Below are 26,166 nucleotides of genomic sequence, written 5' to 3' on the forward strand. Positions count from 1 at the left end.
GAGCAGATGCTTTTGGTAAATCGTGGATGAAAAGACCACCCGCATAACGGGTGGTCTTTTCATTATCTTCGGATAAACCAGAGAGATTTAACTCACAACAGCAATCAAACCAGCGGCGGCGTGCGTGGCGGCACCATACGCTTGCTGCCGGTGGACTCGAAGGCCGAGGCGAAGCGCAGCAGGTTGTTGTCGTCATAGGCGCGACCGGCGAAGGTCAGGCCCACCGGCATACCGATATCGGCCATCACCCCCATGGGGACAGTGACGGTCGGCACGCCGAGATGGCGAATGGCGAGGTTGCCGTTGGCCACCCAGATGCCGTTGCTCCAGGCGATATCGGCGGAGGCCGGATTCACATCCGCATCAGCCGGGGCGACGTCGGCGACGGTGGGGAACAGCACGGCGTCGAGCTTGAGCCCGTCCATCCAGTCCTCCAAGTCCAGCTTGCGGGTCTTCTCCAGCCCACGCAGGCCGTCCGGCACCGAAGCAATCTCGTCAAAGCGCTTGATGCCGCGCTTGGCCATGTTGACGTACTCGTCCATGCCAGCGGCGAGATCCCCTTCGCGGTTCGGCAGGGTGCCCGGATCATGGGGGAAGATCTGGGGGCCATCGACATCCTCAAGCTTGTTCAACTTGGGGTCGCCGTTGGCGCGCAGGAAGTCGTCGAACGCCCAGCCGGAGAGCTCCCACAGTTCGTCGTTGAGGAACTCAGGGCTCACGATGCCGCGATTGAACACGGTCGGTGCGCCGGGTCTGTCCCCTTCGCAGTTGGAGACCAGCGGGAAGTCCACTTCGATGACTTCGGCGCCCGCGGCTTCCAGCGCCTTGCGCGCATCTTCCCAGAGGGCAATCACGGCCTCGCGGGTATGGATGCGCTGACCGGTCGGGCCGCCGATACCGGGGTTTTCGCTGGTGCCAGCCAGTTCATCCTTGTTGATAAACATACGCGGCACGCCGAGGCGCTTGCCCTTGAGGGCATCGGGCTGGGCGGCCAGCTCCAGATAGGAAGCCGGACGCACCTCGGACGCCTTGGGGATCTTAACCCAGGGCTGCAAACGCCACAGATCGCCGCGAGTATCACTATCGTCGGCGACCACTACGTCGAGCACTTCCAAGAGATCGGCCATGGTGCGGGCGTAGGGCACCACCACATCCATGGTCGGGGTCAGCGGCCAGTTGCCACGCACCGAGATAACGCCACGGGACGGGGTGTAGGCACACAGGCCGTTGTTGGAGGCGGGGCCACGGCCGCTCGACCAGGTCTCTTCAGCCAGCCCAAAGGCGGCGAAACTGGCTGCGGTGGCGGTGCCGGCCCCGTTGGAGGAGCCGGAGGCAAAAGGCGCTGTCAGGTAGTCGGCGTTGTAGGGGCTCTCGGCACGACCATAGACGCCGCGCTGCATGCCGCCATTGGCCATCGGCGGCATATTGGTTTTGCCAAGGCAGATGGCACCGGCGGCGCGCAGCCGCTCTATGGTAAAGGCATCGCGCTGGGCCACCAGATCCTTGAAGGCCGGGCTGCCGGAGGCGGCAGTGAGCCCCTTGACCAGATAGCTGTCTTTGGCGGTGTAGGGGATGCCGTCGAGCGGCCCCAGGGTTTCGCCACGGGCGCGGCGCTCATCAGACGCTTGCGCCTCTTTCAACGCATCGGGATTGGGCACCACGAGGGCGTTGAGTTTGGTTGCGGTCTCGGGGCCGTTGTAGGCCTCGATCCGGGCCAGATAGGCCTTGACCAGTTCGACCGCTGTGGTGCGGCCTGCTTCGAGCGCACCGCGCAGCTCGGCAATGGAAACCTCGGTCACTTCGATCATGGGGATCTCCTGTAAAGGGTGACGGTTTGTCATGATGATCGCCGCATCAGCACCTGCGACCATCACGTCATCAAGAGATAAAACCCCACGGCATGGGGTTTTGAATACTAACTAGAACCGGTTTACGACCCGTCGCGAGAGGCCGTCAGCAAGGTGAAGAGCAGCGCAGGAACCGGAGCGTATAAACATACGTGAGGCTTCCGAGCAGCACATGAGCCTTGATCACGGTCTCGCAGCAGGATCGTCATCCGGTTCTTATTTGCCGGAGGGGATCTGCTGGGTGATGCAGTGAATATTGCCACCGCCCAGCAGGATCTCGCGGGCCGGCACGCCAACCACTTTATGCTGCGGGAAAATTTCTTCCAGGATGCGCTGGGCCTCGCCGTCGGTGGCTGCGTCGAGCAGCGGGTAGACGATGCGATCGTTGGTGATAAGGAAGTTCACGTAGGAGCCGGCCAGACGGCCTTCGGCCTCGCGCGGTACACCGGTGCCGCTCTCGACACCGGCGGATTCTTCCTCAGTGCAGAACAGCGGGCCCGGCTGGGGCAGCTTCCATACTTTGAGCTTGCGCCCCTTGGCGTCGACGGCGGCCTCAAGCACCTTGAGGGCGGCCACGGAGCGGGCGTACTGGGGATCGGTCTGGTCGTCGGTCCAGTGCAAGGCCACTTCACCCGGGCGAACGAAGCAGCACATGTTGTCGATATGGCCGTCGGTCTCGTCCATGTAGACGCCCTCGTCCAGCCAGATAAAGCTGGTGACGCCGAGATAATCGCGAAGGTGTGCTTCGATCTGCTCCTTGGTGAGATCCGGATTGCGGTTTTCGTTGAGCAGGCACTCGGCGGTGGTCATGCAGGTGCCTTCGCCGTCGACGTGGATGGAGCCCCCTTCCAGAATGAGCGGCGCGTCGTAACGATCCATGCCGTGCTGTTCCAGCATCCGGGCCGCCACTTTTTCGTCCTGATCCCAGGGGTAGTAGAGACCGCCCTTGTGGCCGCCCCAGGCGTTGAAGCCCCAGTCCACGCCGCGGCACTCACCGGCCGCATTGGTGACTATGGTGGGACCTGTGTCGCGGGCCCAGCAGTCATCGCTGTTCATCTCGACCAAAGTGACGTGGGCGGGCATGACGACGCGCGCCTGCTCCATAAACTGGGCAGGGACACCCATAAAGACCGGGGTGGCTTGCCCGATGGCGTCGGCAACCTTGGCGAAGGTGGCTTGGGCGAAGCGGCCGGCGACGCGCCAGTTGTCCGGGCGAAACGGCCAAATCATCCAGACAGCTTGCTGATGCGCCCACTCGGCGGGCATGGTGAAGCCGTCGGCGGCCGGAGTGGAGTTGATGGTCTTGATGCTCATCGCAAGGCTCCTTGCATGGATTGAGGCCCCCTATTTGCACGGGAACCTGGGAAAAATAAGAGTGGGTCGCAGTGTAAAAAGTTGTACGCTCATCCATCAAATGAATAGGATGGATTGTCCCATAAACACTGCAAATAATCTTGATGAAACTGCACCAGCTCGACCTCAATCTGCTGCTCGCCTTTGACGCCCTGATGACACAGGGCAGCGTCACCCGCGCCGCCGAAACGCTCTTTATCAGCCAACCCGCCATGAGCCACGCCCTCGGTCGGCTGCGCACCTTTTTCGGCGATCCGTTACTGGTGCGAACCCCGCAGGGCATGCTGCCCACGCCGCGCGCCCAGCGGCTGCATCTGGGGGTACAGCAGGCGCTGCGGCTGCTGGAGCAACAGCTCAGTGAAGAAGAGGAGTTCGAGCCACTCCAATCCAAGCGGCGCTTTGTGCTTTGCACCACGGATTATGTGGAGTGCGTGCTGATCCCACCCCTTATCCAGCGCCTCAAGGTGCTGGCGCCCGGGGTTACCATCGAGATCCGCATCCTGCGCGACACCTTGCCCGAAGCCGAGTTGGCGAGCGGCGAGATAGACCTGGTGCTAGGGTTTGACGAATACATGCAGGTGCCAGGGTATCTCGGCAAGGAGACCTGGCTCACCGAGCCCCTGGCCGGTCTGGTGCGCGCCGATCTATCCATCCCCAAATCGGCCCCCGCAGGAACAGAGGATGACCCCTCCAGCTGGGAAGAGCGCATCACCCTGCAGCAGCTGATCGCAATGCCCCACGTATTCCACTCGCCGCTCGGCACCTCGGAGGCGAGCCTGGATCGCCACCTCAAGAGCTTGGGCTTTAGTCGCACCATCTCGGTCAACAGCCAGAGCTATATGTCCGCCGCCGCCATCGTCAGCCAGAGCGATCACCTGCTGGTGCTGCCGAGCATGGTGGCCGAACTGCTCGCCAGCCACTGGCCACTGAAAAGCCTGCCGCTGCCACAAGACGTGCCGGACTACCACCTCAACTGCGTCTGGCACCCCGTGCATGCGCAGCAACCAGCGCTGGTGTGGCTAAAAGAGTTGATGAAGGAGTTGGTGAGTCCGGAGTAACAGCCTCCTAAACAACAATGGCTCCCTGGGGAGCCATTGTTTTTTGCTGCGTCTCATCACGCTCGCAGGGCGTTGATCAGCTGGGTGACGACCCCGTCGAGCAGGGGGCGATCCGGGCGGCACTGGGCAAAGGTGACCAGGCCCTGAATATTGATCAGCAAGAAGGCGGTCAGGGTCGGGATATCCCGTTCGGCCGCCAGCTCGCCGAGAGCCTGGGCTTGTTTCAGCTGCGCCGCCAGATCCTGCTCCATTTCGCCATAGATGACCTTCACTCGCTGGATCAGCTCCTCGTCCTGCTCACTCAGCTCCATCATGGTACGGGTCACCAGGCAGGTACCGCAGAGGGCCTCGCTCACCACCCGCTCGAGATAGGCGGCCAGCCCCGCCAGGGGGCTGGGGTTGTCGAGCAGCGCACGGCGCTGGGCACGTTTGCCTTCCACGTAGTGATCCACCGCCGCCAGCAGCAGACCGCGTTTGTTGCCAAAGGCGCCGTAGATGCTGCCCGGGTGCAGACTGGTAGCGGCCACCAGCTCCTGCATGGTGGTCTTGGCATATCCCTTGGCACGAAATGCCTCCATGGCGTTTCGCAACACCTCGTCCCGATCAAACTCGGCAATACGCATGGATCCTCCCCTGGGAAATGGTTCACCGGCAAGGGTGCTGACACCTGCCGATTCAAGAGTGCTTGGCAAAGGGCGGCAAGTTTACCCCAGCAGCAGGGCAAGGCCAACCATGTTGAACAAGCATTCAAAAAAGCTTGCGCCCGCCCGCAAAAACGAATTGAATGCACATTCAAGAATAACTCGCTCAGGACAATCTATCATGAACACCCTGTTTCAGCCGTATCGTCTCAACGACACCCTCACCCTCGCCAATCGCTTCATGATGGCGCCCCTGACTCGCTGCATGGCGGGCCCCGGCCTGGTACCGACCGAACAGATGGCGGCCTACTACGCCCGGCGCGCCGATATCGGCCTCATCATCTCGGAAGCCGTCATCATTCGCCCGGACGGTCAGGGCTATCCCAACACCCCGGGTCTTTTCAGCGAGGCCCAGATCGAGGGCTGGAAGAAGGTGACCGGCGCCGTGCATGCCAAGGGTGGCAAGATCTTCGCCCAGCTGTGGCATGTGGGTCGCCTCTCCCATCCCTTCTTCCACCACGGCGAAGTGCTGGCTCCCTCTGCCGTAGCGCACGAGGGCACTGTGCCCCGCATGCGCGAGCTGACCTATCAGGTGCCACGCGCCCTGACCGAGGCCGAAATCGCCCAGCTGGTGCAGGATTACGCGACTGCCGGAGCCAACGCCATCGAGGCGGGCTTCGACGGGGTCGAGATCCACGGTGCCAACGGCTACCTCATCGACCAGTTCCTGCACCACTCCACCAACCTGCGCAGCGACAACTACGGTGGCAACCCGGCCAACATGAGCCGCTTCGCGCTGGAGGTAGTGGATGCCATCAGCGCGCGCATCGGTGGTGAGCGGGTTGGCCTGCGCCTCTCCCCGGGGGCCTATGTTCACCTGGCGGGCAGCCCGGAAAATCGCGCCGTGTTCGACCATCTGCTGGCCGAGCTGAACCAGCGCACGCTGGCTTATATCCACCTCGGGATCTTCGATGACAGCCTGACCTTCGACTATCTGGACGGCCGCGCTTCCGACTACCTGCGCAGCCACTATCAGGGCAATCTGGTGGGAGTTGGCAACTACAGCGCCGAGACGGCAGCTCAAGCCATCAAGGCCGAGCGCTTCGATCTGGTGGCCATCGGCCGACCGCTGATCGCCAACCCGGACTATCTCGACAAGGTGAAGAATGGCGAGGCGCTGGTGCCCTATGCCGAGACCATGCTGGCGGAACTGGTGTAACGGGCAAGCCACTGCAAAGTGCAGATAACAGCGAGGGGAGCCATGGCTCCCCTCGTGTCATTGCTATTGCCGACGGTTAGTTGGTGCGAAACAGCGCCTCGATGGAGAGCCCCTGACTCAGCAGGATCTCCCGCAGACGGCGCAACCCCTCCACCTGGATCTGGCGCACCCGCTCGCGGGTCAGGCCAATCTCGGCCCCCACGTCTTCCAGGGTGGCGGGCTCGTAACCGAGCAGGCCGAAACGGCGGGCCAGCACCTCGCGCTGCTTGGGATTCAGCTCCTCCAGCCAGTGCACTATGCTGGCGCGCATGTCGTCATCCTGGGATTCCAGCTCGGGCCCCATGCCTCTCTCATCGGAAAGCACATCCAGCAGCGCCTTGTCGCGATCGCCGCCGATGGGGGTATCCACCGAGGTGATCTTCTCGTTGAGCTTGAGCATGCGGTTTACGTCATCCACCGAACGATCCAGCGCCTGGGCGATGTCCTCGGCGGTCGGCTCGTGGTCGAGACGGTGGGAGAGCTCGCGCGCGGTACGCAGGTAGACGTTCAGCTCCTTGACCACATGGATAGGCAGACGGATGGTGCGGGTCTGGTTCATGATGGCCCGCTCTATGGTCTGGCGGATCCACCAGGTGGCATAGGTGGAGAAACGGAAGCCGCGCTCGGGATCGAACTTCTCGACGGCGCGGATGAGACCGAGGTTGCCCTCTTCGATGAGATCCAGCAGCACCAGGCCGCGGTTGTTGTAGCGACGGGCAATCTTGACGACCAGACGCAGGTTGGACTCGATCATGCGCTTGCGGGCGGCTTTGTCACCCCGCAAGGCACGACGGGCGTAATAGACTTCCTCTTCGGCGGTGAGGAGGGGGGAGAAGCCAATCTCCCCCAGATAGAGCTGGGTGGCGTCCATCACCTTGTTCAGTTCCGGTGCCAGCAACTCATCGGAGATAGTCTCTTCCGCCTCGGCGGCTACCTCCTGCAACTCCTCTACCTCTTGAGACTCGGATTCGGCGTCAAACTCTAATTCTGCATCCTGCATTACCAGTTGTTCTTGGCTCATGGTGTGTCTCCCTGACGTTACCAGAGTAAGACAGACTCTCTGGGATTAACGCTTTGGCAAATAGCTCATCGGATTGATCGACTTGCCTCTGTACCGGATCTCGAAATGCAATCGCACATCCGGCGCGTCCGTGCTGCCCATATTGGCAATCACTGTTCCTCCCTTGACGCTATCTCCTTCCCGTACCTTCAACTCGTCGTTGTGGGCATAGGCGGAAAGATAGTCATCATCATGCTTGAGGATGATCAGCTTGCCATAACCCCTCAGTGCACTACCGGCATACACCACCTTGCCGCCGCTGGCGGCGTAGACGGGTTGCCCCTTCTGGCCGGCGATGTCGATCCCCTTGTTGCCCTGTTCGGCAACGGAGAAGCCTTCAACAATCCGGCCTTTGGCGGGCCAGTGCCACGCCAGTCGTGACTGGGAGCTGGTTGTTTTTTGTTCTTTTTCCTGAGCGTATGCTTTCGGTGGCGCCTCGGCAACGGATTTCTGAGAAACGAACGGCGTGGTCTGACCAGCACTACCACTCGCCCCTGCCGGACGCTGGGTCACAGGTTTGGTGGCCGCCACCATCTGGGGAGCCGTATTGGCGGCTGATTGCACGGTGAGCACCTGGCCCGGTTGCAGCGCATAGGGGGCGCTCAGATTGTTGCGCTGGGCCAGCTCCTGGGGCGTGGTACCGAACTGGCGACCAATGCTGCTCAGGGTATCGCCACGGCGTACCTGATAGGTGCTGGTGCTGCGGCTGGCCATGGCGCCGGAGCTGGACGCATCGAGGCGCAGCTGCTGGCCCGGATAGATGTTGTAGGGAGGACTGATGCCGTTGAGGCTGGCCAGCGACGGCACATCATTGCCCGAATTGAAGGCGATGGAGTAGAGGGTATCTCCCCGCTTTACCACATAGCTGCTGCCCGTGATGGGCGTGCGGTTCGGAGTCCCCGCCTGGCGAACCGGGATGGTCGAGACAAAGGGGTCGCCCCCCACACCATCCACCGGAGCCGCATTTTTACTGGAGGAGCAGGCAAGCAGTAGCCATGAGAGCATGACCACACTGCTTCCTTGCCAAATACGCGAACGCATAATGGATCCTTAACGACTAAACCAGAAATAGGCCACGACGGCCAGACCGATACAGAGCCAACCGAGCACATCCACATAGTGCATCAGCTTGCGTTCCATCTTCTCCCCGCCCCAGCGCATCAGGCCCGCAACCAGGAAGAAGCGCATACCACGCCCGATCAGCGAGGTGATGATGAAGGGCACCAGAGCCATTTGCAACAGTCCGGCGGTCACGGTGAATACCTTGTAAGGGATGGGCGTGAAACTGGCAATAAAAATGACCCAGATGCCCCACTGTTCGAACCACTGGCGAGCGATGGCGATCTTGCCTTCGTAACCGACGGAGGCCACCAGCGGCTGGACCACGGGATCCCACAGGGCATAACCCAGGGCATAGCCAAACAGGGCGCCCAGTACGGAGAAGAGGGTCGCCAGGGTGGCGAAATGCCACGCCTTGTGCGGCTTGGCCAGCGCCATGGGGGCCAGCATCACATCCACCGGGATGGGCCAGAACACCGACTCGATAAAGGCGGTGACGGAGAGATACCAGGGGGCGTATTTGTGGCGCGCCCACTGCATCACCATCACGTACAAACGGGAAAACAGCTTCACTCAACATCTCCATCTATCAAGGGAACAAAGCGCACCGGCTCCAGGATCCGGCTGGTCAGCTGGGAACCGGCGCGCTCAATCAGTTGCAGGGTTTGCTGCTTGTCGCCCACCGGCAACACCAGACGCCCCCCTTCGGCCAGCTGGTCGGTGAGGGCCGCGGGGATCTCGCTCGCCGCGGCGGTGACCAGAATGGCATCAAACGGCCCTTTGCTGGGCCAACCCAGCCAGCCGTTGCCGTGCTTGGCCGAGACATTGTGCAGATCGAGCTGGCGCAGACGGCGCCTGGCCTGGAACTGCAGCGACTTGATCCGCTCGACCGTGTAAACATGCTCCACCAGATGGGCGAGGATCGCCGTCTGGTACCCTGAGCCAGTGCCAATCTCCAGCACGTGGGCCGGATTGTTCTGCATCAGCAGCTCGGTCATCCGCGCCACCATGTAAGGTTGCGAGATGGTCTGGCCGTGGCCGATGGGCAGGGCGGTATTATCCCAGGCCTTGTGCGCCATGGCCTCGTCCACGAACAGCTGGCGCGGCACTTTCGCGATCGCCGCCAACACGCGAAAATCGCGAATATCCTGTGCAATGAGTTGATTTAAAAGGCGCTGAACTATCACACCCTCATCCCTGCATATCTAGCCATGCACCCAGCCCAGCCAGACTGTCGTAGGCAGTCATGTCGATGGTCAAGGGAGTAATCGAGACATAACCCTGTTCGATGGCGGCAAAGTCGGTGCCATCGCCCGCATCCTGCTGGCTGCCGGGGGGGCCAATCCAGTAGATGGGCTGGCCACGGGGATCCTCGGTGCAAATCACCGACTCCGCCCGGTGGCGATTGCCAAGGCGGGTCACCCTGATCCCCTTGATCTGGTCGAGGGGCAGATCCGGCACATTGACATTGAGGATCTGATCGGCAGGCAACGGATACTTCATCAACCCCTTCACCAGCAGGGCCGCATAGTGGGCTGCCGTGGCGAAATGGGTCTTGCCCACCAGAGAGATGGCGATGGAGGGATACCCCAGGTGGCGCCCCTCGGTGGCGGCCGCCACCGTCCCCGAGTAGATGACATCATCCCCCAGGTTGGCACCGTGGTTGATCCCCGCCACCACCATGTCGGGCTCCGGGCGGACCAGCTCGTTGACAGCCAGATGGACGCAGTCGGTCGGCGTCCCCTTCACCGCATGAAACCCGGTCTCGCCGATGCGGGTGACCCGCAGTGGCACTTCCAGGGTCAGGGAGTGGCTGGCGCCACTGCGGTTGCGATCCGGCGCCACCACAATGACCTCGCCACAGGCGCCCAGCGCCTCGCTGAGGACACGAATGCCCTCGGCATGCACACCATCGTCATTACTGACCAGAATTCGCATCGGTCTGCTTCCTGAAACCATGATCGGCCTCTTCGGCCTGCATTAATTCCCGCACCACGCTGGTGGCAAAGGCGCCCGCCGGCAGGAAGAACGACAAGGTCAGCGCATCGCCTTCCAGCTGCCAGCTCATCTGTTCCGGCTTGAGCAGCAGCGGGCGCCTGTCCTGATCCAGCCCGGCCTTCTCCAGCCCCTCGCACCAGTCGCTGTAAGGCGCCAGCACTCCCTGCTCGAACTCGGCTGCCGCTCCCTGGCTCGCCAGCCGGCCACGACCCCACATGGGGGCGGTCAGCTGCACGTCACCGGCGGCGAGGCGCGCTGCCAGCTCGGGGGTCACGCTCTCTTCGCTGAAGATGGAATGGCTGCCCCTTAGCATCACGCAGTCACCGGCCAGCAGCTGATGTGCCAGCCCCTGCTCAATGCGGGCGCTGACGATGGCGTTGAACAGCATGCTGCGGGCGGCGGAGAGGTAGAGGGAGCGCTTGTTGCGATCCTTGATCCGCTTGCCGGCAAACATCGCCTTGGCCGCTTCCAGGTTGTTGCCTTCCCGGCCAAAACGCTGCTCGCCGTAATAGTTCGGCACCCCCTGGGCGGCAATGGCCTGCAGGCGGGACTCCAGCCCGTCGGCCTGGGTCAGACCGGTCAGGCGCAGGGTGAAGTGGTTGCCCTTGAGGTAGCCCACCCGCAGTTTGCGGTTGTGGCGTTTGGCCTCCAGGATCTGGATGCTGTCGCTCTCGATGACCGACAAGTCCGGCTCGGCCTTGCCCGGCAGGTGGATGCCGAACCACTGCTCGGTCACCGCGTGGCGATCCTTCAGACCTGCCCAGGTCACCGCATTGCGCGCGACCCCGGCGGCATCGGCCAGCAGCCCCGCCACCCAGGCGGTGTTCTCGCCGGTTTTGCGCACCCGCACGAAGATGTGCTCCCCTTCCCCGCAAGGCTCGAACCCGAGATCCTCGATCACCACGAAATCGCTGGCCTCGGCCTTGAGGATGCCGTGGGCGGTGGGAGTTCCGTGCAGATAGTTAAGCTGTTCCAACATTATTGTTTCACCAGTAAGACGACGGCTTCGGTGGCGATCCCTTCCTTGCGCCCCGTGAATCCCAGTTGTTCGGTGGTGGTCGCCTTGACGTTCACCCGGTTCAAATCACATTGCAGATCGGCAGCCAGCACGGCGCACATGGCATCGATGTGGGGAGCCATCTTGGGGGCCTGGGCGATGATGGTCACGTCCAGGTTGCCGATGGCATAACCCGCCCGCTGCACCCGGGCAAAGACGTCCCGCAGCAGGATGCGGCTGTCGATCCCCTTGAATTGCGCGGCGGTATCGGGGAAATGGCGACCGATGTCACCGGCGCCGATGGCGCCGAGCAGGGCATCGCTCACCGCGTGCAGCACCACATCCCCATCGGAGTGGGCCAGCAGACCCTGTTCATACGGCACCGCGACCCCGCCCAGCATGCAGGGGCCTTCCCCGCCAAATTTGTGTACATCAAAACCATGTCCAATCCGGATCATATGCGCTCCTTGTTTGGGCCTATTTATTCGAATTCGCGGGCTATGCCTGCTGGCTTAAAAACAGCCCGGCCAGGGAGAGATCCTCCGGCCGGGTCACCTTGATATTGTCGGCGCGCCCTTCCACCATGCGCACCGGGAAACCGGCCCGCTCCATGGCGGAGGCCTCGTCGGTAATGGTGGCCCCCAGCATCAGCCCCTCTTCCAGCGCCCGCTTGAGGGTGCGGGTGGGGAACATCTGCGGAGTGAGGGCGTGCCACAGCTGTTCACGCTCGACGGTGGCGATGATGTTGCCCGCGGCATCCGAGCGCTTCATGGTATCGCGCACCCGGCTGCCGAGGATGGCCCCGCCGCAGCCCATGGCGGTGGCGATCAGGGCATCGAGATCCCCGTGGGTCAGGCAGGGACGGGCGGCATCGTGCACCAGCACCCACTCACCGTCTGCCACCTGGAGGGCATTGAGAACAGAAAAGGCGCGTTCGGCGCCTCCTTCGACCCGAATGACACGGGGATCGGCGGCGACGGGCAGGCTCTCGAACCAGGGGTCATGGGGCGCCAGCGCCACTATCACCCGCTCGATGGCAGGATGTGAGAGCAGGCGCGCCAGGGTGTGTTCCAGAATAGTCTGCCCCGCCAGCTGCAGGTACTGCTTCGGGCAGTCGGCCCCCATCCGGCTGCCAATCCCGGCGGCTGGCACGATCGCCGTCAGACCGAAGGCGCGGCTTGCATCAGTCATGGTAGGGCTCATCGTCCGGTACTGTCTCTTTGTCTTTCTCTTTGGGGATGATCCGGTAGAAGGTCTCCCCCTGTTTGATATAACCCAGATCGTTGCGCGACAGCTCCTCGATGGCCTCAAGGCCCGAGGTGAGATCATCTATTTCGCGGTAAATGAGGTCGTTACGATCCTTGAGGGCCTGGTTGTCCCGCTCTTGTTGCGAGATCGCATCCGACAGGTTCTGGTAATCGGACAGCCCGTTCTTCCCCAGCCAGAGGTCATATTGCAGGCCCCCCAGCAGGAGGAGCAGGATCAGGGTGAATAGGCGCATGCTCTAGGTCTCCTTCAGGGGGCCTAGTGTCCCATATTCGGTGGCAAGACAAAAGAAAGCCAGCACCCGGGAACCCGGGTTAGCGCATAAAAAAAGTCCGAAGATGAACCAGATAACAACAAGCCCCGCCAAACCGGGACAAGGGTACCGAAGCGGTACTCCCTGACCGGGGCGGGGCCGAGGGGCGTCAGACTGCCTCGAAGATTAGTTGACCGCGACCGGGGCTCCTTCGCTGGCAGCCGGGGTGTTGAACTCCTCTTCCGCCTCGTTGAAGCGCTCCAGCATGGCCTTGGAGGGTGCTTCGCCAAGCAGGCTGCCAATCACGATGGCAATGCTGGCGAAGACGAAGCCCGGGATGATCTCATACAGACCCAGCCAACCGTACTGCTTCCAGACGATGACGGTAACCGCACCGACCAGCATGCCGGCCAGGGCGCCGTTGCGGGTCATGCGCGGCCACAGCACGGAGAAGAGTACCACGGGGCCGAAGGCGGCACCGAAGCCTGCCCAGGCGTAGCTCACCAGCCCCAGCACCCGGTTCTCCGGGTTCATGGCAACCGCAATGGCCACCAGGGCAATAGCCAGCACCATCAGGCGGCCGACCCACACCAGTTCGCGCTGGGAGGCGTTCTTGCGCAAGAACGGCTTGTAGAGATCCTCGGTGATGGCGCTGGAGCAGACCAGCAGCTGGCAGCTCAAGGTACTCATCACCGCCGCCAGGATGGCGGAGAGCAGCACACCGGCGATCCAGGGGTTGAACAGGATCTTGGAGAGTTCGATGAAGACCCGCTCCGGGTTGCCGGTAACGCCGGCGGCCACTTCCGGGAAGCGGCCGAAGTAGGCCAGACCGAAGAAGCCGATGGCCACGGCGCCGGCCAGGCAGAAGATCATCCAGGTCATGCTGATGCGACGGGCGCTGGCCATGGAGTGGTGGGAGTCCGCCGCCATGAAGCGCGCCAGGATGTGCGGCTGACCGAAGTAGCCCAGACCCCAGGCCATCAGGGAGACGATGGCGATCACGTCCAGGTTCTTGAACATGTCGAGGTTGCTGGCGCTCTTGGCCGCCACTTCCACCATGGCGCTGTCGATGCCGCCCACGGCGATGATGACGAACACAGGGGTGAGGATCAGGGCGAAGATCATCAGGGTCGCCTGCACCGTATCGGTCCAGCTCACCGCGAGGAAACCGCCGAAGAAGGTATAGGTGATGGTGGCTGCGGCACCGACCCAGAGGGCGGTGTTGTAATCCATGCCGAAGGTGCTCTCGAACAGGCGGGCACCGGCCACTACGCCGGAGGCGCAGTAGATGGTGAAGAACAGCAGGATCACCAGGGCCGAGAGGATGCGCAGCACCTTGCTGTGATCCTCGAAGCGGTAGGTGAAGTAATCCGGCAGGGTCAGGGCGTTGCGGTTCTTCTCGGTGTGGACCCGCAGGCGGCCGGCCACCCAGCGCCAGTTGAGATAAGCGCCGATGACCAGACCGATGGCGATCCAGCTCTCTGAGATGCCGCTGATGAAGACTGCGCCTGGCAGGCCCATCAGGAGCCAGCCGCTCATGTCGGAAGCACCGGCGGAGAGGGCGGTGACCCAGCTCCCCATGCGGCGGCCGCCGAGGATGTAGTCGTCGAAATTGCGGGTGGCGCGATAGGCGATAAAACCGATCAGCACCATCCCGAGGATGTACACCAGGAAGGTGATTAACATGGGTGTGCTAGCTGTCATTCAAAACTCCGTTTCATGTAGCGTGACGGCCCGCTCTACCGACGGGCTCTTTCCTTAAAAACCGCCATAGCTTAATCAGCAGATCCCGTGAGCTCAATCATTTTTAACAAACACAAAACACAATAAAAACCTTTGTGCATCAACATATCCTCCAGGACAAGGGGATAAGTCACTATTTTATATTGCGGCAGTGGCCTCGCAGCCCCCACTCCAGACACGCCTCCATCTGGCTGGCATATCGGTGCACCGACCGGACTCACGACGCCGTATGTCACAGGGCATGAGGCAACAAAAAGGGCGAACAGCATGCTGCTCGCCCTTTTCATCATCTTATCGCCCGTTGGCGCTCGGCTACCTTCAGCGATTGATGGCAATCGGCATGCCGCTGCGCTGCTCCAGCGCCTGCTTGACCCGCTGGGAGTCGCTGTCGGCGTGGGCGATGAAGCGGGTCACCGCCGGGGTGATCGGCAGCGGCGCCGGCAGGCTGGAGTTGAACTCGGCTTCGCTACGGGAGAGCGGCTGGTGCACCTCGAGATAGCGGCGACCATCCGGCTCTTTGGCGGCCTTGATCGGCTGGTTAACGAACTGCACCCGGGTACCGACCGGTACCTGTTTGAACAGGTATTCGATGTCATCATTGCGCAGGCGCACGCAGCCGTGGCTCACCCGCAGGCCGATGCCAAACTGGGCGTTGGTGCCGTGGATGGCGTACATCTTGCCGATGTAGAGGGCATAGAGGCCCATGGGGTTGTCGGGACCGGCCGGCCAGACTGCAGGCAGGGTCTCGCCACGGGCGGCATATTCGGCGTGCATCTTGGCCGTTGGGGTCCAGGTCGGGCGCTCCTTCTTGCGCTGCACGCTGGTCACCCAGTCCTCCGGAGTATCGGTGCCCAGCTGGCCGATGCCGATGGGCAGCACCTCCACCACCTTCTTGCCCTTGGGATAGTAATAGAGGCGCATCTCGGCCACGTTGATGACCACCCCTTCGCGCGGTGCATCCGGCAGGATCAACTGCTGCGGGATCACCAGCTTCTCGCCGGTCTGCACCAGCAGGGGATCCGCCTTGGGGTTGGCCTCAAGCATGTTGGTCAGCCCGAGCTGGAATTTGGCGGCGACCGCCTCCAGCGGCTGGCCGTTTTCCTCAGCCGGCACCACGTATTCCAAATTTTCCCCCACCAGGCGGCTGTTGGCGGCAGGCAGGGCATATTCAACGGCAAACACAGGCGCGGCGGTCAGCAGCAGGCCGTAGTAGAGGGTTGCCACACGATTGCGAAAGAACTTCATAACTTTCCCATGATGATGACTTGATGGAGGTCTTCGGGCTGGCCCCAAGGCGCAATATGCCTGGGGGCCGAAGAGAAGGCCGCCATTCTTCTCCTCTGCCCGGCAAATTTCAACCGACAAGTCGTGACGGGTCAGTGATTAATATTCGCTCAGGCCGCTTGCCCGGTTTTCTGGCCGGCCGGCACAACCCCGCTTTGCCAGGCGCGCATATCGTAACCTGTGGGAGACTGGTGCAACCGCAGATGAAACTGCTCGATGATGGCAAAGATGTGGTCGAAAATATCGGCCTGGATCCCTTCGTATTCACCCCAGGCCGTGGTCGCGGTGAAGCAGTAGATCTCCAGTGGCAAGCCATCTGACGTAGGGGCCAGTTGGCGCACCATCAGGGTCATATCATTGCGAATGCCGGGATGGGCCTTGAGATAGGCATCCAGGTAGGCGCGCAGGGTACCCAGGTTGGTGAGATGGCGGCCGTTGATGGGGCAGTTGATCGCCTCCCTGAGCTGCTGGTTGTAGCTGCTCAGCTCCTGCTCCTTGCGGCTCAGATAGGGGGCCAGCAGTTGGGCCTGCTTGAGCTGCAGTTGCTCGTCTGCAGTCAGGAAACGCACGCTGGTCATGTCGATGTTGACGCTGCGCTTGATGCGGCGACCACCGGATTCGGTCATCCCCTGCCAGTTCTTGAACGAGTCGGAGATGAGGGCATAGGTGGGAATGGTGGTGATGGTCTTGTCCCAGTTCGACACCTTGACCGTGGTGAGGCCGATGTCGGTCACCTCGCCATCGGCACCGTATTTATCCATCTGCAACCAGTCCCCCACGCTCAGCATGCGGTTGGCCGAGAGCTGGATCCCCGCCACCAGGCCGAGGATGGGGTCCTTGAACACCAGCATCAGCACCGCTGTCATGGCACCCAGGCCGCTGAACAGGAAGAGGGGGGATTTGCCGAGCAGCAGGGCGATCATCAGGATGCCAACCAGCACGCTCCCCACCAGCTTGGTGCCCTGGAAGATGCCGCGCAGGGGCAGATCCCGTCCCAGGCTGGTGTTGCGACTCACCGCCAGCACGCAGTCGAGCAGGGCGAAGAAGGCGAGTAGCAGGAACAGCAAGATCCAGAGCTGGGCCACCACTTCGATCAGCGCCAGGCTGTCGGAGCCGCCGGGCAGCCAGATCTCCGCCTGGGCGAGCAGCACGCCCCCTTGCAGCACAAAGGCGAGCCGGTTGAAGAGCCGCTGCTGCAGCTGGGGCGGCAGCCACACCTGTTTGGCCTTGCCGAGGACCCCGACCAGCCGCACCAGCAGGAAGCGGTGCAGCATCATGTGCAGCAACAACGAGGTGATCAGGATGAAGCCGAGCGCGATCACCAGCGCCATCATGCTGGTCACCTCCACGCCAAGACCGGACAGCCAGCTAAAAAACGCTTCTTTCATTCTTCTCTCCCAAACCTTGCAGCGGTTCGCTGCAACTGCAACCACCATGGCGGTCAGGGTACCTATCCCCTCCCCCATGTCAAATCGGCCACCACCAGAAACAACAACGCCCGGCACAGGCCGGGCGTTGAGACAACACGAAAAGCGTTAGCCAACCAGGCCGAGGGCATCGCGGGCGATGACCAGCTCTTCGTTGGTGGGGATCACCATGGCCAGACGGCTCTCTTTGGTGGTGATGCGACCCTCGCCACCCAGCACGGCGGCGTTGTTGGCTTCCTGGTCCACCTTGAAGCCGAACAGGGCCAGGCGATCCAGCACCATCTCGCGCACCATGGCGGCGTTCTCACCGATACCGCCGGTGAACACCAGGGCGTCCAGACGACCATCCATGGCGGCGGCATAGGCGCCGACATACTTGGCCACGCGATAGGTGAAGACATCCAGCGCACGCTTGGCACCGGCGTCGGTCGCATAGTTGGAGGTCACATAGCGGCAGTCGCTGCTCGCCTCGGTCAGACCCAGCAGGCCGGACTCGCGGGTCAGCACCTTGTTGATCTCGTCCACGCTGTAACCGAGCTGATCGTGCATGAAGAAGACGACCGCCGGGTCGATGTCACCGCTGCGGGTACCCATCGCCAACCCTTCCAGCGGGGTCAGCCCCATGGAGGTATCGACGGATTCGCCGTTCTTGATGGCGCAGATGGAAGCACCATTGCCCAGATGGCAGTTGATGATGTTCAGCTCTTCGAGCGGCTTGCCCAGCTCCTTGGCAGCTTCTTCCGCAATGAAGCGGTGGGAGGTGCCGTGGGCACCGTAGCGACGGATGCCGTGCTCGCGATAGAGCTTGTGGGGCAGCGCATAGAGGTAGGCCTCTTGCGGCAGTGTCTGGTGGAAGGCGGTGTCGAACACGGCCACGTTCTTCTCGGCCAGAGCCGGGAATACCTTCAGCGCGGCACGGATGCCGATGAGGTGCGCCGGGTTGTGCAGCGGCGCGAACGGGATGGCCGCCTCGATGCCGGCAATCACGCTGTCATCGATGCGCACGGAGCGGGAGAACTGCTCGCCGCCATGTACGATGCGATGGCCAATGGCAACCAGTTGCCCGGCAAGAGTGGGATCCTGCGGCAGGATGTGGCCCACGATGTGGTCGAGGGCCTCCTGGTGAGCGGCACCCGCTCCCAGCATGGCTTCGCCCTTGACCCCGTGGAGTTTCCATTTGATACGTGCATCATCCAGATTGAAGCATTCGGCCAGGCCGGACAGCATGTCCTCACCTGTTTCGGCGTCCATTACGGCAAATTTCAGGGAAGAGCTACCGCAGTTAAGGATCAGTACCAACTTGCTCATTTTCTACATCTTCCTGTGCTTCGGCTTTATGCCGACAGTGTCGTGTCATCCAAAAGAGGATGGGATTCCCCTGCCGGGGGCTTATGGTCGCAGGAGGGTGCGTCCAATTTTTCAATTCGGGTCGTGCATGGCACTGATTGCAAACGGTGCGCAGCACTCAAGTTCAGGCAGCGTGCAACGCACGCCTTGATTCGAGAACGTCAGATGTTGACCAGCAGATCCCTGTGTACCTTGACCACCAGCTTCTTCACCCGGGCGGGTTGCTTGAAGGTACAGAGCGGGCGATGCAGCTCGCCCGGCCAGAAGATGGCGAAATCCCCCGGTTGCAGCGCCAGATAGCTGGTCTGCTCGTCGTCGACGAACCAGAGGTCGGGATGGGGATGGTCGGCGCCCTCGCTCACATAGTCGTGGGGGCCCACACCGATCCACTCTTCACCGCGCAGCAGCAGCTGGATATCGAGGTACTGCTCATGAAATTCGCCGCGGCGATCCGGGGCCGGCTCGGTCAGATCCTCGCTCACCAGACAGAACAGCGTGAGGCCGTCTATCTCCTGCTTGCCGACGGGAGCATCGCGCCAGTGGGCGACGCTTTTCACCACGTCAGCCATGATGCGGGCGAGCGGTGCTGGCAGCGGGGTGCGGTGCAGAGTGTTCAGGCTACCGGTGATCATGGCGCGTCTTTCCTGTTAGGTGTATCTGCGCGGCATCTTTGCCCGCCAATGAAAAAGGACCTGTGTCAGGTCCTTCGATAATGCCGTCTGCGATCCGTGCAAACTGGTTTAGAGCTTTTGCTCGTTGTCTCTCTATGGGTGCACTGTTACACACTCGTCCTGTGCTTGCCAAGGCCATGGCACCCAATTGCGCAGTGATCGTACCAGCTGAAACCATATTATTCACCACCCTTTTACCATCGGCTTTGACCAGACGCAAAAACGGGAGCATCAGCTCCCGTTTTTTTCAGGTAATCGGTTTCGTTCAAACCTTGCCGGCGTTTTCCACCGGTTTGGCATACATGGCTCGCCAGATAGCCTTGTGCTCTTCGGGCACCTCGGATTGGCGACTCAGGAAGGCAGCCTGTTCGATGGTGTTGGCGTGGCCGGCCACATCTGCCGCCAGATAGTTGCTGGGGAAGAGCTGATAGTTGCCCCAGATCGCCTTGTCGATCAGCGCGGCCAACTCGTCCGGATCGCTGAACCCCTCGGTGATGGGAGCGCCGAAGGAGACATGTACCCGCCCCTTCATGCCGACGATGCCGGCAACGATACTCTCGATATCCTCGAATTCGCCCTTCTCGTAGCTGCCGTTGACCGACTTCTCGTAAAGCTCGCGCGCCTTGGCCTTGTCGGTAGGATCCAGCTCGTAGCTGATGCTCACCGGCACGATATTGAGGCTGCGCATGTAGTCGGCGAATTCGATTTTCTGCTTCTTGCCATCCACGTAGAACATCTTGAGGATGGCCGGATCCGTCTTGTCATCCCCATCCTTGGCACGCCCTTCCTTCTGGGCGATCCAGATGGAGTGCCCCTCGTGCACCGACTGGCCGATGTAGGCCGACAGCTCGCCGAGGGCCTTCATCATCTCCCGCGGCCCCTTGGCAGAGCGCTTGACGATAAAGCTCTTGTTGAGCTTCATCAGCTCGGTGGCGCAGGGTTTGCGCAGCAGGTTGTCACCGATGGCGATGCGCACCGTATCGAAACCATGGGTATAGAGACCCCAGTTGACGAACGCCGGATCCATGGCGATGTCCCTGTGGTTGGAGACAAACAGATAGCCCTGCTCTTTCTTCAGATGCTCGAGCCCGGAGAAGGTCACCCCCTTGGTGGAGGTGGCGATCATGCGGGACATGTACTGGGTCACCCCCATCTGCACCTGATGTACCGTGGTCACCTTGGACCACTTGTAGCGCAATACCTGGCGGATCAGCGGGCGAATGGCCCAGCCCAGCCAGCTCATCAGGGAGCCAAAACGATACTTGGCGATGGCACCGACGAACTCATCATCCTGGATCAGCCGTTCGATGGCGGCGGGCACTTCCTCATCACGGTAAGGGCGAATGTCCGCGAATCTATCTACTTCAGTCACAATGTCAGCCTTGCATGCTAGAGGGGCACGGCCAACCCGAGTTGGCCGGGAAAAAATCAGGGCGCAATTTTACACACTTTTATGGCGAGGGGTATGAGGTGGACGTAGATAGTGAGATCTGACCAGTAAAATGAACGGATGGCCCGCAGGCCATCCGGGATCAGGCCTCCACGGTGAAGGAGAGCATCATGCCGGTGTCCTCGTGCTCCAGCAGATGGCAGTGCGCCATATAGGCACGCTCCTTCGGGGCCGGATGGTCGAAGCGCACCAGCACCTCGCTGCGATTTCCCTCTACTCGCACCATGTCCTTCCAGCCGGCACGATGGGGCGCCACCGCCTGGCCGTTCTCCCGCAGGATCCGGAAACGGGTGCCGTGAATGTGGAAGGGGTGCAGCATCATGTCCCCCTCTCCCGAGATGCTCCAGCGCTCGGTCCGGCCCTGCTTGACCGCAAACATCGGCTGGTCCATGACAAATGCCTGACCGTTGATCCGGTTGCCCGTATGCAGATCCAGCGGCTTGGGCGCCTCTTTCATATCGGCCATACCGTCGTGCTGCATCTTGACCATCTCGCCGTGATCCATGCCCTCCATCTTCATGGCGCTCTGTTTGCCGGCATCGCCGTGCGCCATGCTCATGCCCGCCATGGCGCCGTGACCATAGCGCTCCATCAGCGCCTGCATCCCCAGGCGATCCAGTTCGGGATCCATCGACAGGGTCAGGGTGCGGCTCGTCATCCCCTCCAATGCGGGCAAGGCGGGCAGATGGGCCAGACTGTCCGGCAGCCGCCCCTTGCCCTCGATGAGGGAGGGCTGGATCCGCAGCAGCGGCAGCGCGGCATCGAACGGGGCGAGCGTCATCCCCATCTGGCGTACCGGCAGGCTGACCAGATCGAACGCCTTGCCATTGCGGGCATCCACCATCACCTCGAAGCGCTCCCCCGGCAGCAGCTCGAGCTTCTCAAGCACGACCGGCTCCGCCAACAGGCCGCCATCGCTGCCAATCACATAGAGGGATCGCCCGTCGCTGGTCGCCACCTTGAGGGAGCGGGCGTTACATCCGTTGAGCAGCCGCAGTCGCAACCAGCCCCTGGGGGCGGCATGGCTCGGGAACTCGGCGCCATTGGTCAGCATCAGATCGCCAAACCAGCCGACCGCCGCACTCATCACATCCAGCCGGTAATCCACCTGATCCTGACCATCGAGCCGCTTGTCCTGCAGCACGACCGGAATGTCATCCAGGCCCCAGCGGCTGGGCAGAGGCAAGCGCTGGCTCTCCTCATCGTCGAGGATGAAGAGTCCGGCCAGCCCCATCGCCACCTGATGGCCAGTCCGGCCGTGGGTATGGGGGTGATACCAGCAGGTGGCCGCCGGCTGTTCGATGCGAAATGCCGCCTGCCACTGCTTGCCGGCGGCAATGGTGGCCTGGGGGCCGCCATCGGCGCTGCCCGGCACCTCCAAGCCATGCCAGTGGATTGTGGTGGTCTCGGAGAGCTGGTTGTTGACCTGCATCGTCAGCGACTGCCCCTGCCGCGCCCGCAGCGTTGGCCCCAGCAGATTGCCGTTGTAGCCCCAGGTGCGGGTCGCCTGGCGCCGCCACTGCATCTGGCCCGGCTGGGCATTGAGCCGGATCACCCCCTGCTTGTCCGGCGCAAGCAGGGCAGGGATCGGCAGGGCGGGACGTTCGGACGCCAATACCTGGTTCCACCAGGGCAAGGCACTGGCCACACCGAGTGCGGTAGAGAGTTTCAGAAAATCGCGACGCTGCATGGATCAATCCTCCTGGTCTGAGACAGACTCTCAGCCTAGATGAGCGCCCAATGGCAAGGTCAAGGGCTGATACACAGACGTGTCTTATTATCCCGGCTCGCCAGCTTGCCACCCGGACGCTTTGCTTTAGCCCAGTGCCAGCGTAACCGCCGCCTCGGCATGGATGGCTGTGGTGTCGTAGAGCGGCACCGCGGCTTTCGTCTCCCCCACCAGCAGGGCAATCTCGGTACAGCCGAGAATAACGGCCTCGGCCCCGGCAGCCGCCAGCCCCTCGATGATGGCCAGATACTCGGCCCGCGACGGCTCGAGGATCTGGCCCTGGCAGAGCTCGTCATAGATGATCCGGTGCACCCGCTCCCGCTGCACCTCTGGAGGAACCAGCACCTCCAGCCCGAAACGCGTCTGCAGCCGCCCCTTGTAGAAATCCTGCTCCATAGTGAAACGGGTACCGAGCAGCCCGACCTTTTTCACCCCATCCGCCAGCAGCCGGTGGGCGGTAGCATCGGCGATATGGAGCAGCGGAATGTCGATGGCCGCCTCAATCTCGGGAGCCACCTTGTGCATGGTGTTGGTGCCGATCAGCAGAAAATCGGCGCCCCCGGCCTGCACGTTGCGAGCAGCTTCCGCCAGCAGACGGGCGGTGGCGGGCCAGTCACCGGCGTGTTGCAGCCGCTCTATCTCGGCAAAATCGACGCTGCTTAGCAGCACTCTCGCCGAGTGCAGACCACCGAGGCGCGCCTTTACCCCCCGGTTGAGCGCCTGATAGTAGCTGACGGTGGACTCCCAGCTCATGCCCCCCAGCAGACCGATACATTTCATGGGAACTCCTTATGCAACTCGTTCACAGCGCAGCACGGCGGCCGCCATCGCGATAAAAAAGGCCCCGAAGGGCCAACAAGACAGACGGTAAAGGCCAGCAGGCCTAGATCCAGATCATCAGCACGCAGGCCGCCGTGGCGAGCCCCATGCCGAGGTTGAAACGACGCCAGCCATGGGCGGTGCGGATAAGGCGGCGCACCTGGGCACCGAACAGCACCCAAAAAGCCCCGGTGTAGAGGCCGGTAATAAAGAAGATGGCCAGCACCCAGAGGGCGGACGGCCAGTAGCCCTCCCCCGCCAGGGTGAAGCCGCTGATGGCGGAGAGCGCCATCATCCACGCCTTGGGATTGAGCAACTGCAGCATGGCCCCCTGATGGGCCGGGATCAGCGGCCGGTTGCCCTCCGCCGGGCCACTGGCGGTCGCCACCTTCCAGGCCAGCCAGAGCAGGTAGGCCGAGCCGATGAGCTTGAGGCCGTCGTGCAGCAGCGGCACCTTTTCAAACATGACCCCAAGGCCGAGCGCCGTGGCCAGGATCATCAGATTGATCCCCCCCACCACCCCCACCAGCAGGGGCAGGGTGCGGCGAAACCCCTGGGCGGCGCCGGCGCTGGTGAGCAGCATATTGTTGGGGCCCGGCGTGCCGCAGGTAACCAGGGCAAATCCCGCCAGGGGCAGTAACCAGTTCAGATCCATCTCAACCTCTTGGTGGTACAACACATCCGTTATGGAGCAAGCCTCCTAATATGCAGAGCCGGCCCAGCGGCGACAAGGGCATCAACGCACTTATTTGCATTTTTATGCGTGCCTGGCACAGAGCTCCAAGGCGCCAGAGAGTCAATACCAGAGCATCACCACGCAGAGCGCCGTCAGCAGGCCGAGGGAGCCATTGAGGCGATGCCAGCCCCGTTCCGTGCTGATCCAGTTGCTCAGCTGATGGCCGAACAGCACCCAGACAAAGCAGACTGGAAACCCCACCAGCGGGAAGATCAGCATGATCCCCCACAGACTCGGCCAGTAGCTGGCGTCGGGCAGGCTGAACAGGCTGATAGCAGAGATCCCCATCATCCACGCCTTGGGATTGAGAAACTGAAAGCCCAGCCCCTCCAGCAGGGTCAGGGGGCGGGAGCGCCTGGCCGGATCACCGGGAGCGCCGGCCACCGCGATGCGCCAGGCCAGCCACAGCAGATAGAGGCTGCCGAAGATCTGCAGCCCCACCCGCAGCGGCGGCCAGCTCTCGAACAGGGGATAGAGCCCCAGCGCCAGCACCAGTTGCAGCACGGGTTGCCCCACCGCGACCCCGGTAAGGTGTGGCAGGGTGCGACGCACCCCGAAATTGGCGCCGGACGCCGTCAGCATCAGGTTGTTGGGGCCCGGTGTGCCGCAGGTGAGCAGGGCAAACCCGAACAGGGTGACATACCATTCCATTGTCATCTTTGTACTCCTGAATTGCGGCATATTGTATCGATACAATATGCCATTCCTGATTGTTTATAGGTTGAATTTCACGCTATATTGCCGATACATTTCGATCAATGGATTTATTGTCACCATGACAATCTGGACCCCGGACATCACAACCTTCGACGGCCCCCTCTACCTCAAGCTGGTCAAGGCCATCGAGCGCGACATAGCCAACGGCACCTTGCCGGCGCAGACCCGCCTGCCCACCCACAGGGCGTTGGCGGACAGACTGGGGGTGACGGTTGGCACCATCACCCGCGCCTATGGCGAGGCGGAGCGGCGCGGCCTGCTGGCCGCCCGGGTGGGGCACGGGACCTGGGTCAAGGGGGACAATGAGGATCCGGCCAACGCCTGGGTGATCCGCAAGGAGGAGGGGCATCGCATCGAGCTGTGGCAGAACCTGCCGGTGCAACTGGATCGGGCCGCCATCATCCGCCCCATGCTGGAAGAGCTGGCCGGCGGGGAGCTCAACGCCCTGCTCGGCTACGACAAGGAGGCGGGCCAGCCCGGCCAACGCCAGTTGTTTATCGACTGGCTGGCGGAACAGGGCGTAGCGGGGAGCGAGGATCGCCTGCTGTTCAGCCACGGCGCCCAGCACGGTATCACGCTGGCGCTGCTGGCCACCGGCTGCGTGGGGGAGACCCTGTTCTGTGAAGGGCTCAGCTATCCCGGCATGCTGGGCAACGCCCGCCAGCTGAAGAACCAGGTGGTGGGGCTGGCGATGGACGAGGAGGGGCTGATCCCCGCCGCGCTGGAGGCGGCCTGCCGTACCCGCCATGCCAAGCTGCTCTACCTCACCCCGACCCTGCAGAATCCCACCACCGCCACCATGAGCCTGGCCCGGCGCGAGGCCATCGTCGCCATCGCCCGCCGCCACGATCTGCTGATCGTCGAGGATGACGTCAATGGCCTGCTGCCCCAGACACCGGTGACGCCGCTGGTCAACCTGGCGCCGGAGCGGGTCATCTACCTCGGCAGCCTGGCCAAGATCGCCTGTGGCGGCCTGCGAGTCGGCTTCGCGCTGGTGCCAAGTGCCCTGCGCAGCGCCTTCGCCCAGACGATGCGATTGTCGAGCTGGATGGTAAGCCCGCTGCTCATCGAGCTGGCCTGCAAGCTGGTGAGCCAGCGCCAGATCATGCCATTGGTCGAACAGCAGCGGCAGATCCTGGCACGGCGCGGCGAGCTGCTGCGTCACCTGTTGCCGGGCGCCTGCTGGCAGGCGGGATCCATGCACGCCTGGTTGCCGCTGCCCGAGCCCTGGCGCAGCCATGAGTTCGCCGAGGCTGCCAACGCCCTGGATGTCGGGGTGGCGAGCGGGGAGCACTTCGCCGCCGGCCAGTTTGCCGCCCCGCAAGGGGTGCGCCTGAGCCTCAGCCAACCGGCCACCGACGCTCGCGTCGCCGAGGGGCTGGATCGGCTGGCGCAATTGCTGCGGGGCACACCGCCCACCAATCCCCTGCTATAGTGGGCCAGCGTCCATCAC

At 62.5% G+C, this 26,166-nt stretch carries 25 protein-coding genes; 3 read left to right on the plus strand and 22 right to left on the minus strand.

Annotated elements, in window-relative coordinates; translation table 11 throughout:
• Positions 1–104: 104 nt before the first annotated feature.
• Both MRK42_RS17285 and aguA read right to left on the minus strand, forming a co-directional pair.
• Complete coding sequence (locus tag MRK42_RS17285; protein WP_354688374.1) at positions 105–1,808, minus strand: amidase; 1,704 nt, start codon at positions 1,806–1,808, stop codon at positions 105–107.
• Between the two features lie 255 nt (positions 1,809–2,063).
• Complete coding sequence (gene aguA, locus MRK42_RS17290) at positions 2,064–3,161, minus strand: agmatine deiminase (RefSeq protein ID WP_223378974.1); 1,098 nt, start codon at positions 3,159–3,161, stop codon at positions 2,064–2,066.
• A gap of 143 nt (positions 3,162–3,304) precedes the next feature.
• Here aguA and MRK42_RS17295 point away from each other — a divergent pair, with 143 nt between their 5' ends.
• Positions 3,305–4,258, plus strand: coding sequence for a LysR family transcriptional regulator (locus tag MRK42_RS17295; RefSeq protein ID WP_223380485.1), 954 nt, complete (start codon positions 3,305–3,307; stop codon positions 4,256–4,258).
• A 56-nt stretch (positions 4,259–4,314) separates the two neighbouring features.
• Here the strand turns inward: MRK42_RS17295 and MRK42_RS17300 are convergent, their stop codons facing one another.
• Complete coding sequence (locus tag MRK42_RS17300) at positions 4,315–4,881, minus strand: TetR/AcrR family transcriptional regulator (RefSeq protein ID WP_354688375.1); 567 nt, start codon at positions 4,879–4,881, stop codon at positions 4,315–4,317.
• Positions 4,882–5,080: 199 nt separating this feature from the next.
• On the opposite strand from MRK42_RS17300, the gene MRK42_RS17305 reads away from it, so the two are divergent.
• On the plus strand, positions 5,081–6,118 hold the full coding sequence (locus MRK42_RS17305; protein WP_354688376.1) for an alkene reductase: 1,038 nt from the start codon (positions 5,081–5,083) through the stop codon (positions 6,116–6,118).
• Positions 6,119–6,194: 76 nt separating this feature from the next.
• On the opposite strand, the gene rpoS is transcribed toward MRK42_RS17305, so the two are convergent.
• The 19 genes from rpoS to MRK42_RS17400 form a co-directional block, all read right to left on the minus strand.
• Entirely contained in the window at positions 6,195–7,178 is a 984-nt protein-coding gene (gene rpoS, locus MRK42_RS17310; protein WP_026456793.1) for an RNA polymerase sigma factor RpoS, read from the minus strand.
• 45 nt (positions 7,179–7,223) lie between these two features.
• On the minus strand, positions 7,224–8,258 hold the full coding sequence (locus MRK42_RS17315; protein WP_354688377.1) for a LysM peptidoglycan-binding domain-containing protein: 1,035 nt from the start codon (positions 8,256–8,258) through the stop codon (positions 7,224–7,226).
• Positions 8,259–8,267: 9 nt separating this feature from the next.
• The gene (locus tag MRK42_RS17320) at positions 8,268–8,849 is read right to left on the minus strand and encodes a YqaA family protein (RefSeq protein WP_026456795.1); all 582 of its coding nucleotides are present in this window, start codon (positions 8,847–8,849) and stop codon (positions 8,268–8,270) included.
• Positions 8,846–9,463, minus strand: a complete 618-nt coding sequence (locus MRK42_RS17325) for a protein-L-isoaspartate(D-aspartate) O-methyltransferase (RefSeq protein ID WP_026456796.1) — start codon at positions 9,461–9,463, stop codon at positions 8,846–8,848. Before MRK42_RS17325 ends, MRK42_RS17320 begins: the two co-directional genes overlap by 4 nt.
• A 4-nt stretch (positions 9,464–9,467) precedes the next feature.
• A complete protein-coding gene (surE, locus tag MRK42_RS17330) occupies positions 9,468–10,214 on the minus strand; it encodes a 5'/3'-nucleotidase SurE (RefSeq protein WP_042026881.1) in 747 nt (248 codons plus the stop codon).
• Positions 10,195–11,253 carry a tRNA pseudouridine(13) synthase TruD gene (truD, locus tag MRK42_RS17335; RefSeq protein WP_223378980.1) on the minus strand — a complete coding sequence of 353 codons (1,059 nt, stop codon included), beginning with the start codon at positions 11,251–11,253 and terminating at the stop codon, positions 10,195–10,197. The genes surE and truD overlap by 20 nt, the downstream gene beginning before the upstream one ends.
• Positions 11,253–11,729 (minus strand): 2-C-methyl-D-erythritol 2,4-cyclodiphosphate synthase, encoded by a 477-nt coding sequence (gene ispF, locus MRK42_RS17340; RefSeq protein ID WP_124239531.1) that lies wholly within the window; start codon positions 11,727–11,729, stop codon positions 11,253–11,255. Before ispF ends, truD begins: the two co-directional genes overlap by 1 nt.
• A 40-nt stretch (positions 11,730–11,769) precedes the next feature.
• A complete protein-coding gene (gene ispD / locus MRK42_RS17345) occupies positions 11,770–12,462 on the minus strand; it encodes a 2-C-methyl-D-erythritol 4-phosphate cytidylyltransferase (RefSeq protein ID WP_354688378.1) in 693 nt (230 codons plus the stop codon).
• Positions 12,455–12,772: a cell division protein FtsB gene (ftsB, locus tag MRK42_RS17350; RefSeq protein WP_026458807.1), complete on the minus strand. Its 318-nt coding sequence runs from the start codon at positions 12,770–12,772 to the stop codon at positions 12,455–12,457. Before ftsB ends, ispD begins: the two co-directional genes overlap by 8 nt.
• 204 nt (positions 12,773–12,976) lie before the next feature.
• Positions 12,977–14,494 (minus strand): sodium/proline symporter PutP, encoded by a 1,518-nt coding sequence (putP, locus tag MRK42_RS17355; protein ID WP_061476357.1) that lies wholly within the window; start codon positions 14,492–14,494, stop codon positions 12,977–12,979.
• A gap of 357 nt (positions 14,495–14,851) precedes the next feature.
• Positions 14,852–15,778, minus strand: a complete 927-nt coding sequence (locus MRK42_RS17360; RefSeq protein ID WP_354688379.1) for a L,D-transpeptidase family protein — start codon at positions 15,776–15,778, stop codon at positions 14,852–14,854.
• A 149-nt stretch (positions 15,779–15,927) separates the two neighbouring features.
• Positions 15,928–17,205: a mechanosensitive ion channel domain-containing protein gene (locus MRK42_RS17365; protein WP_354688380.1), complete on the minus strand. Its 1,278-nt coding sequence runs from the start codon at positions 17,203–17,205 to the stop codon at positions 15,928–15,930.
• Between the two features lie 147 nt (positions 17,206–17,352).
• On the minus strand, positions 17,353–18,552 hold the full coding sequence (locus tag MRK42_RS17370) for an acetate kinase (protein WP_354688381.1): 1,200 nt from the start codon (positions 18,550–18,552) through the stop codon (positions 17,353–17,355).
• Between the two features lie 200 nt (positions 18,553–18,752).
• Positions 18,753–19,223 (minus strand): YhcH/YjgK/YiaL family protein, encoded by a 471-nt coding sequence (locus MRK42_RS17375; RefSeq protein ID WP_026456056.1) that lies wholly within the window; start codon positions 19,221–19,223, stop codon positions 18,753–18,755.
• Between the two features lie 304 nt (positions 19,224–19,527).
• Positions 19,528–20,634 (minus strand): 1-acyl-sn-glycerol-3-phosphate acyltransferase, encoded by a 1,107-nt coding sequence (locus MRK42_RS17380; protein WP_026456055.1) that lies wholly within the window; start codon positions 20,632–20,634, stop codon positions 19,528–19,530.
• 160 nt (positions 20,635–20,794) lie between these two features.
• Positions 20,795–22,402 carry a multicopper oxidase CueO gene (cueO, locus tag MRK42_RS17385; protein WP_354688382.1) on the minus strand — a complete coding sequence of 536 codons (1,608 nt, stop codon included), beginning with the start codon at positions 22,400–22,402 and terminating at the stop codon, positions 20,795–20,797.
• 126 nt (positions 22,403–22,528) lie between these two features.
• Positions 22,529–23,221: an aspartate/glutamate racemase family protein gene (locus MRK42_RS17390; protein ID WP_354688383.1), complete on the minus strand. Its 693-nt coding sequence runs from the start codon at positions 23,219–23,221 to the stop codon at positions 22,529–22,531.
• Positions 23,222–23,324: 103 nt separating this feature from the next.
• Complete coding sequence (locus tag MRK42_RS17395) at positions 23,325–23,915, minus strand: LysE family translocator (RefSeq protein WP_042026897.1); 591 nt, start codon at positions 23,913–23,915, stop codon at positions 23,325–23,327.
• A gap of 141 nt (positions 23,916–24,056) precedes the next feature.
• Positions 24,057–24,653, minus strand: coding sequence for a LysE family translocator (locus MRK42_RS17400; RefSeq protein WP_354688384.1), 597 nt, complete (start codon positions 24,651–24,653; stop codon positions 24,057–24,059).
• A 118-nt stretch (positions 24,654–24,771) separates the two neighbouring features.
• Here MRK42_RS17400 and MRK42_RS17405 point away from each other — a divergent pair, with 118 nt between their 5' ends.
• The gene (locus MRK42_RS17405) at positions 24,772–26,148 is read left to right on the plus strand and encodes a PLP-dependent aminotransferase family protein (RefSeq protein WP_354688385.1); all 1,377 of its coding nucleotides are present in this window, start codon (positions 24,772–24,774) and stop codon (positions 26,146–26,148) included.
• The last annotated feature ends 18 nt before the right edge of the window (positions 26,149–26,166 follow it).

It is taken from the genome of Aeromonas sp. 19NY04SH05-1 (genome assembly GCF_040581895.1).
Taxonomy (GTDB): domain Bacteria; phylum Pseudomonadota; class Gammaproteobacteria; order Enterobacterales; family Aeromonadaceae; genus Aeromonas; species Aeromonas enteropelogenes.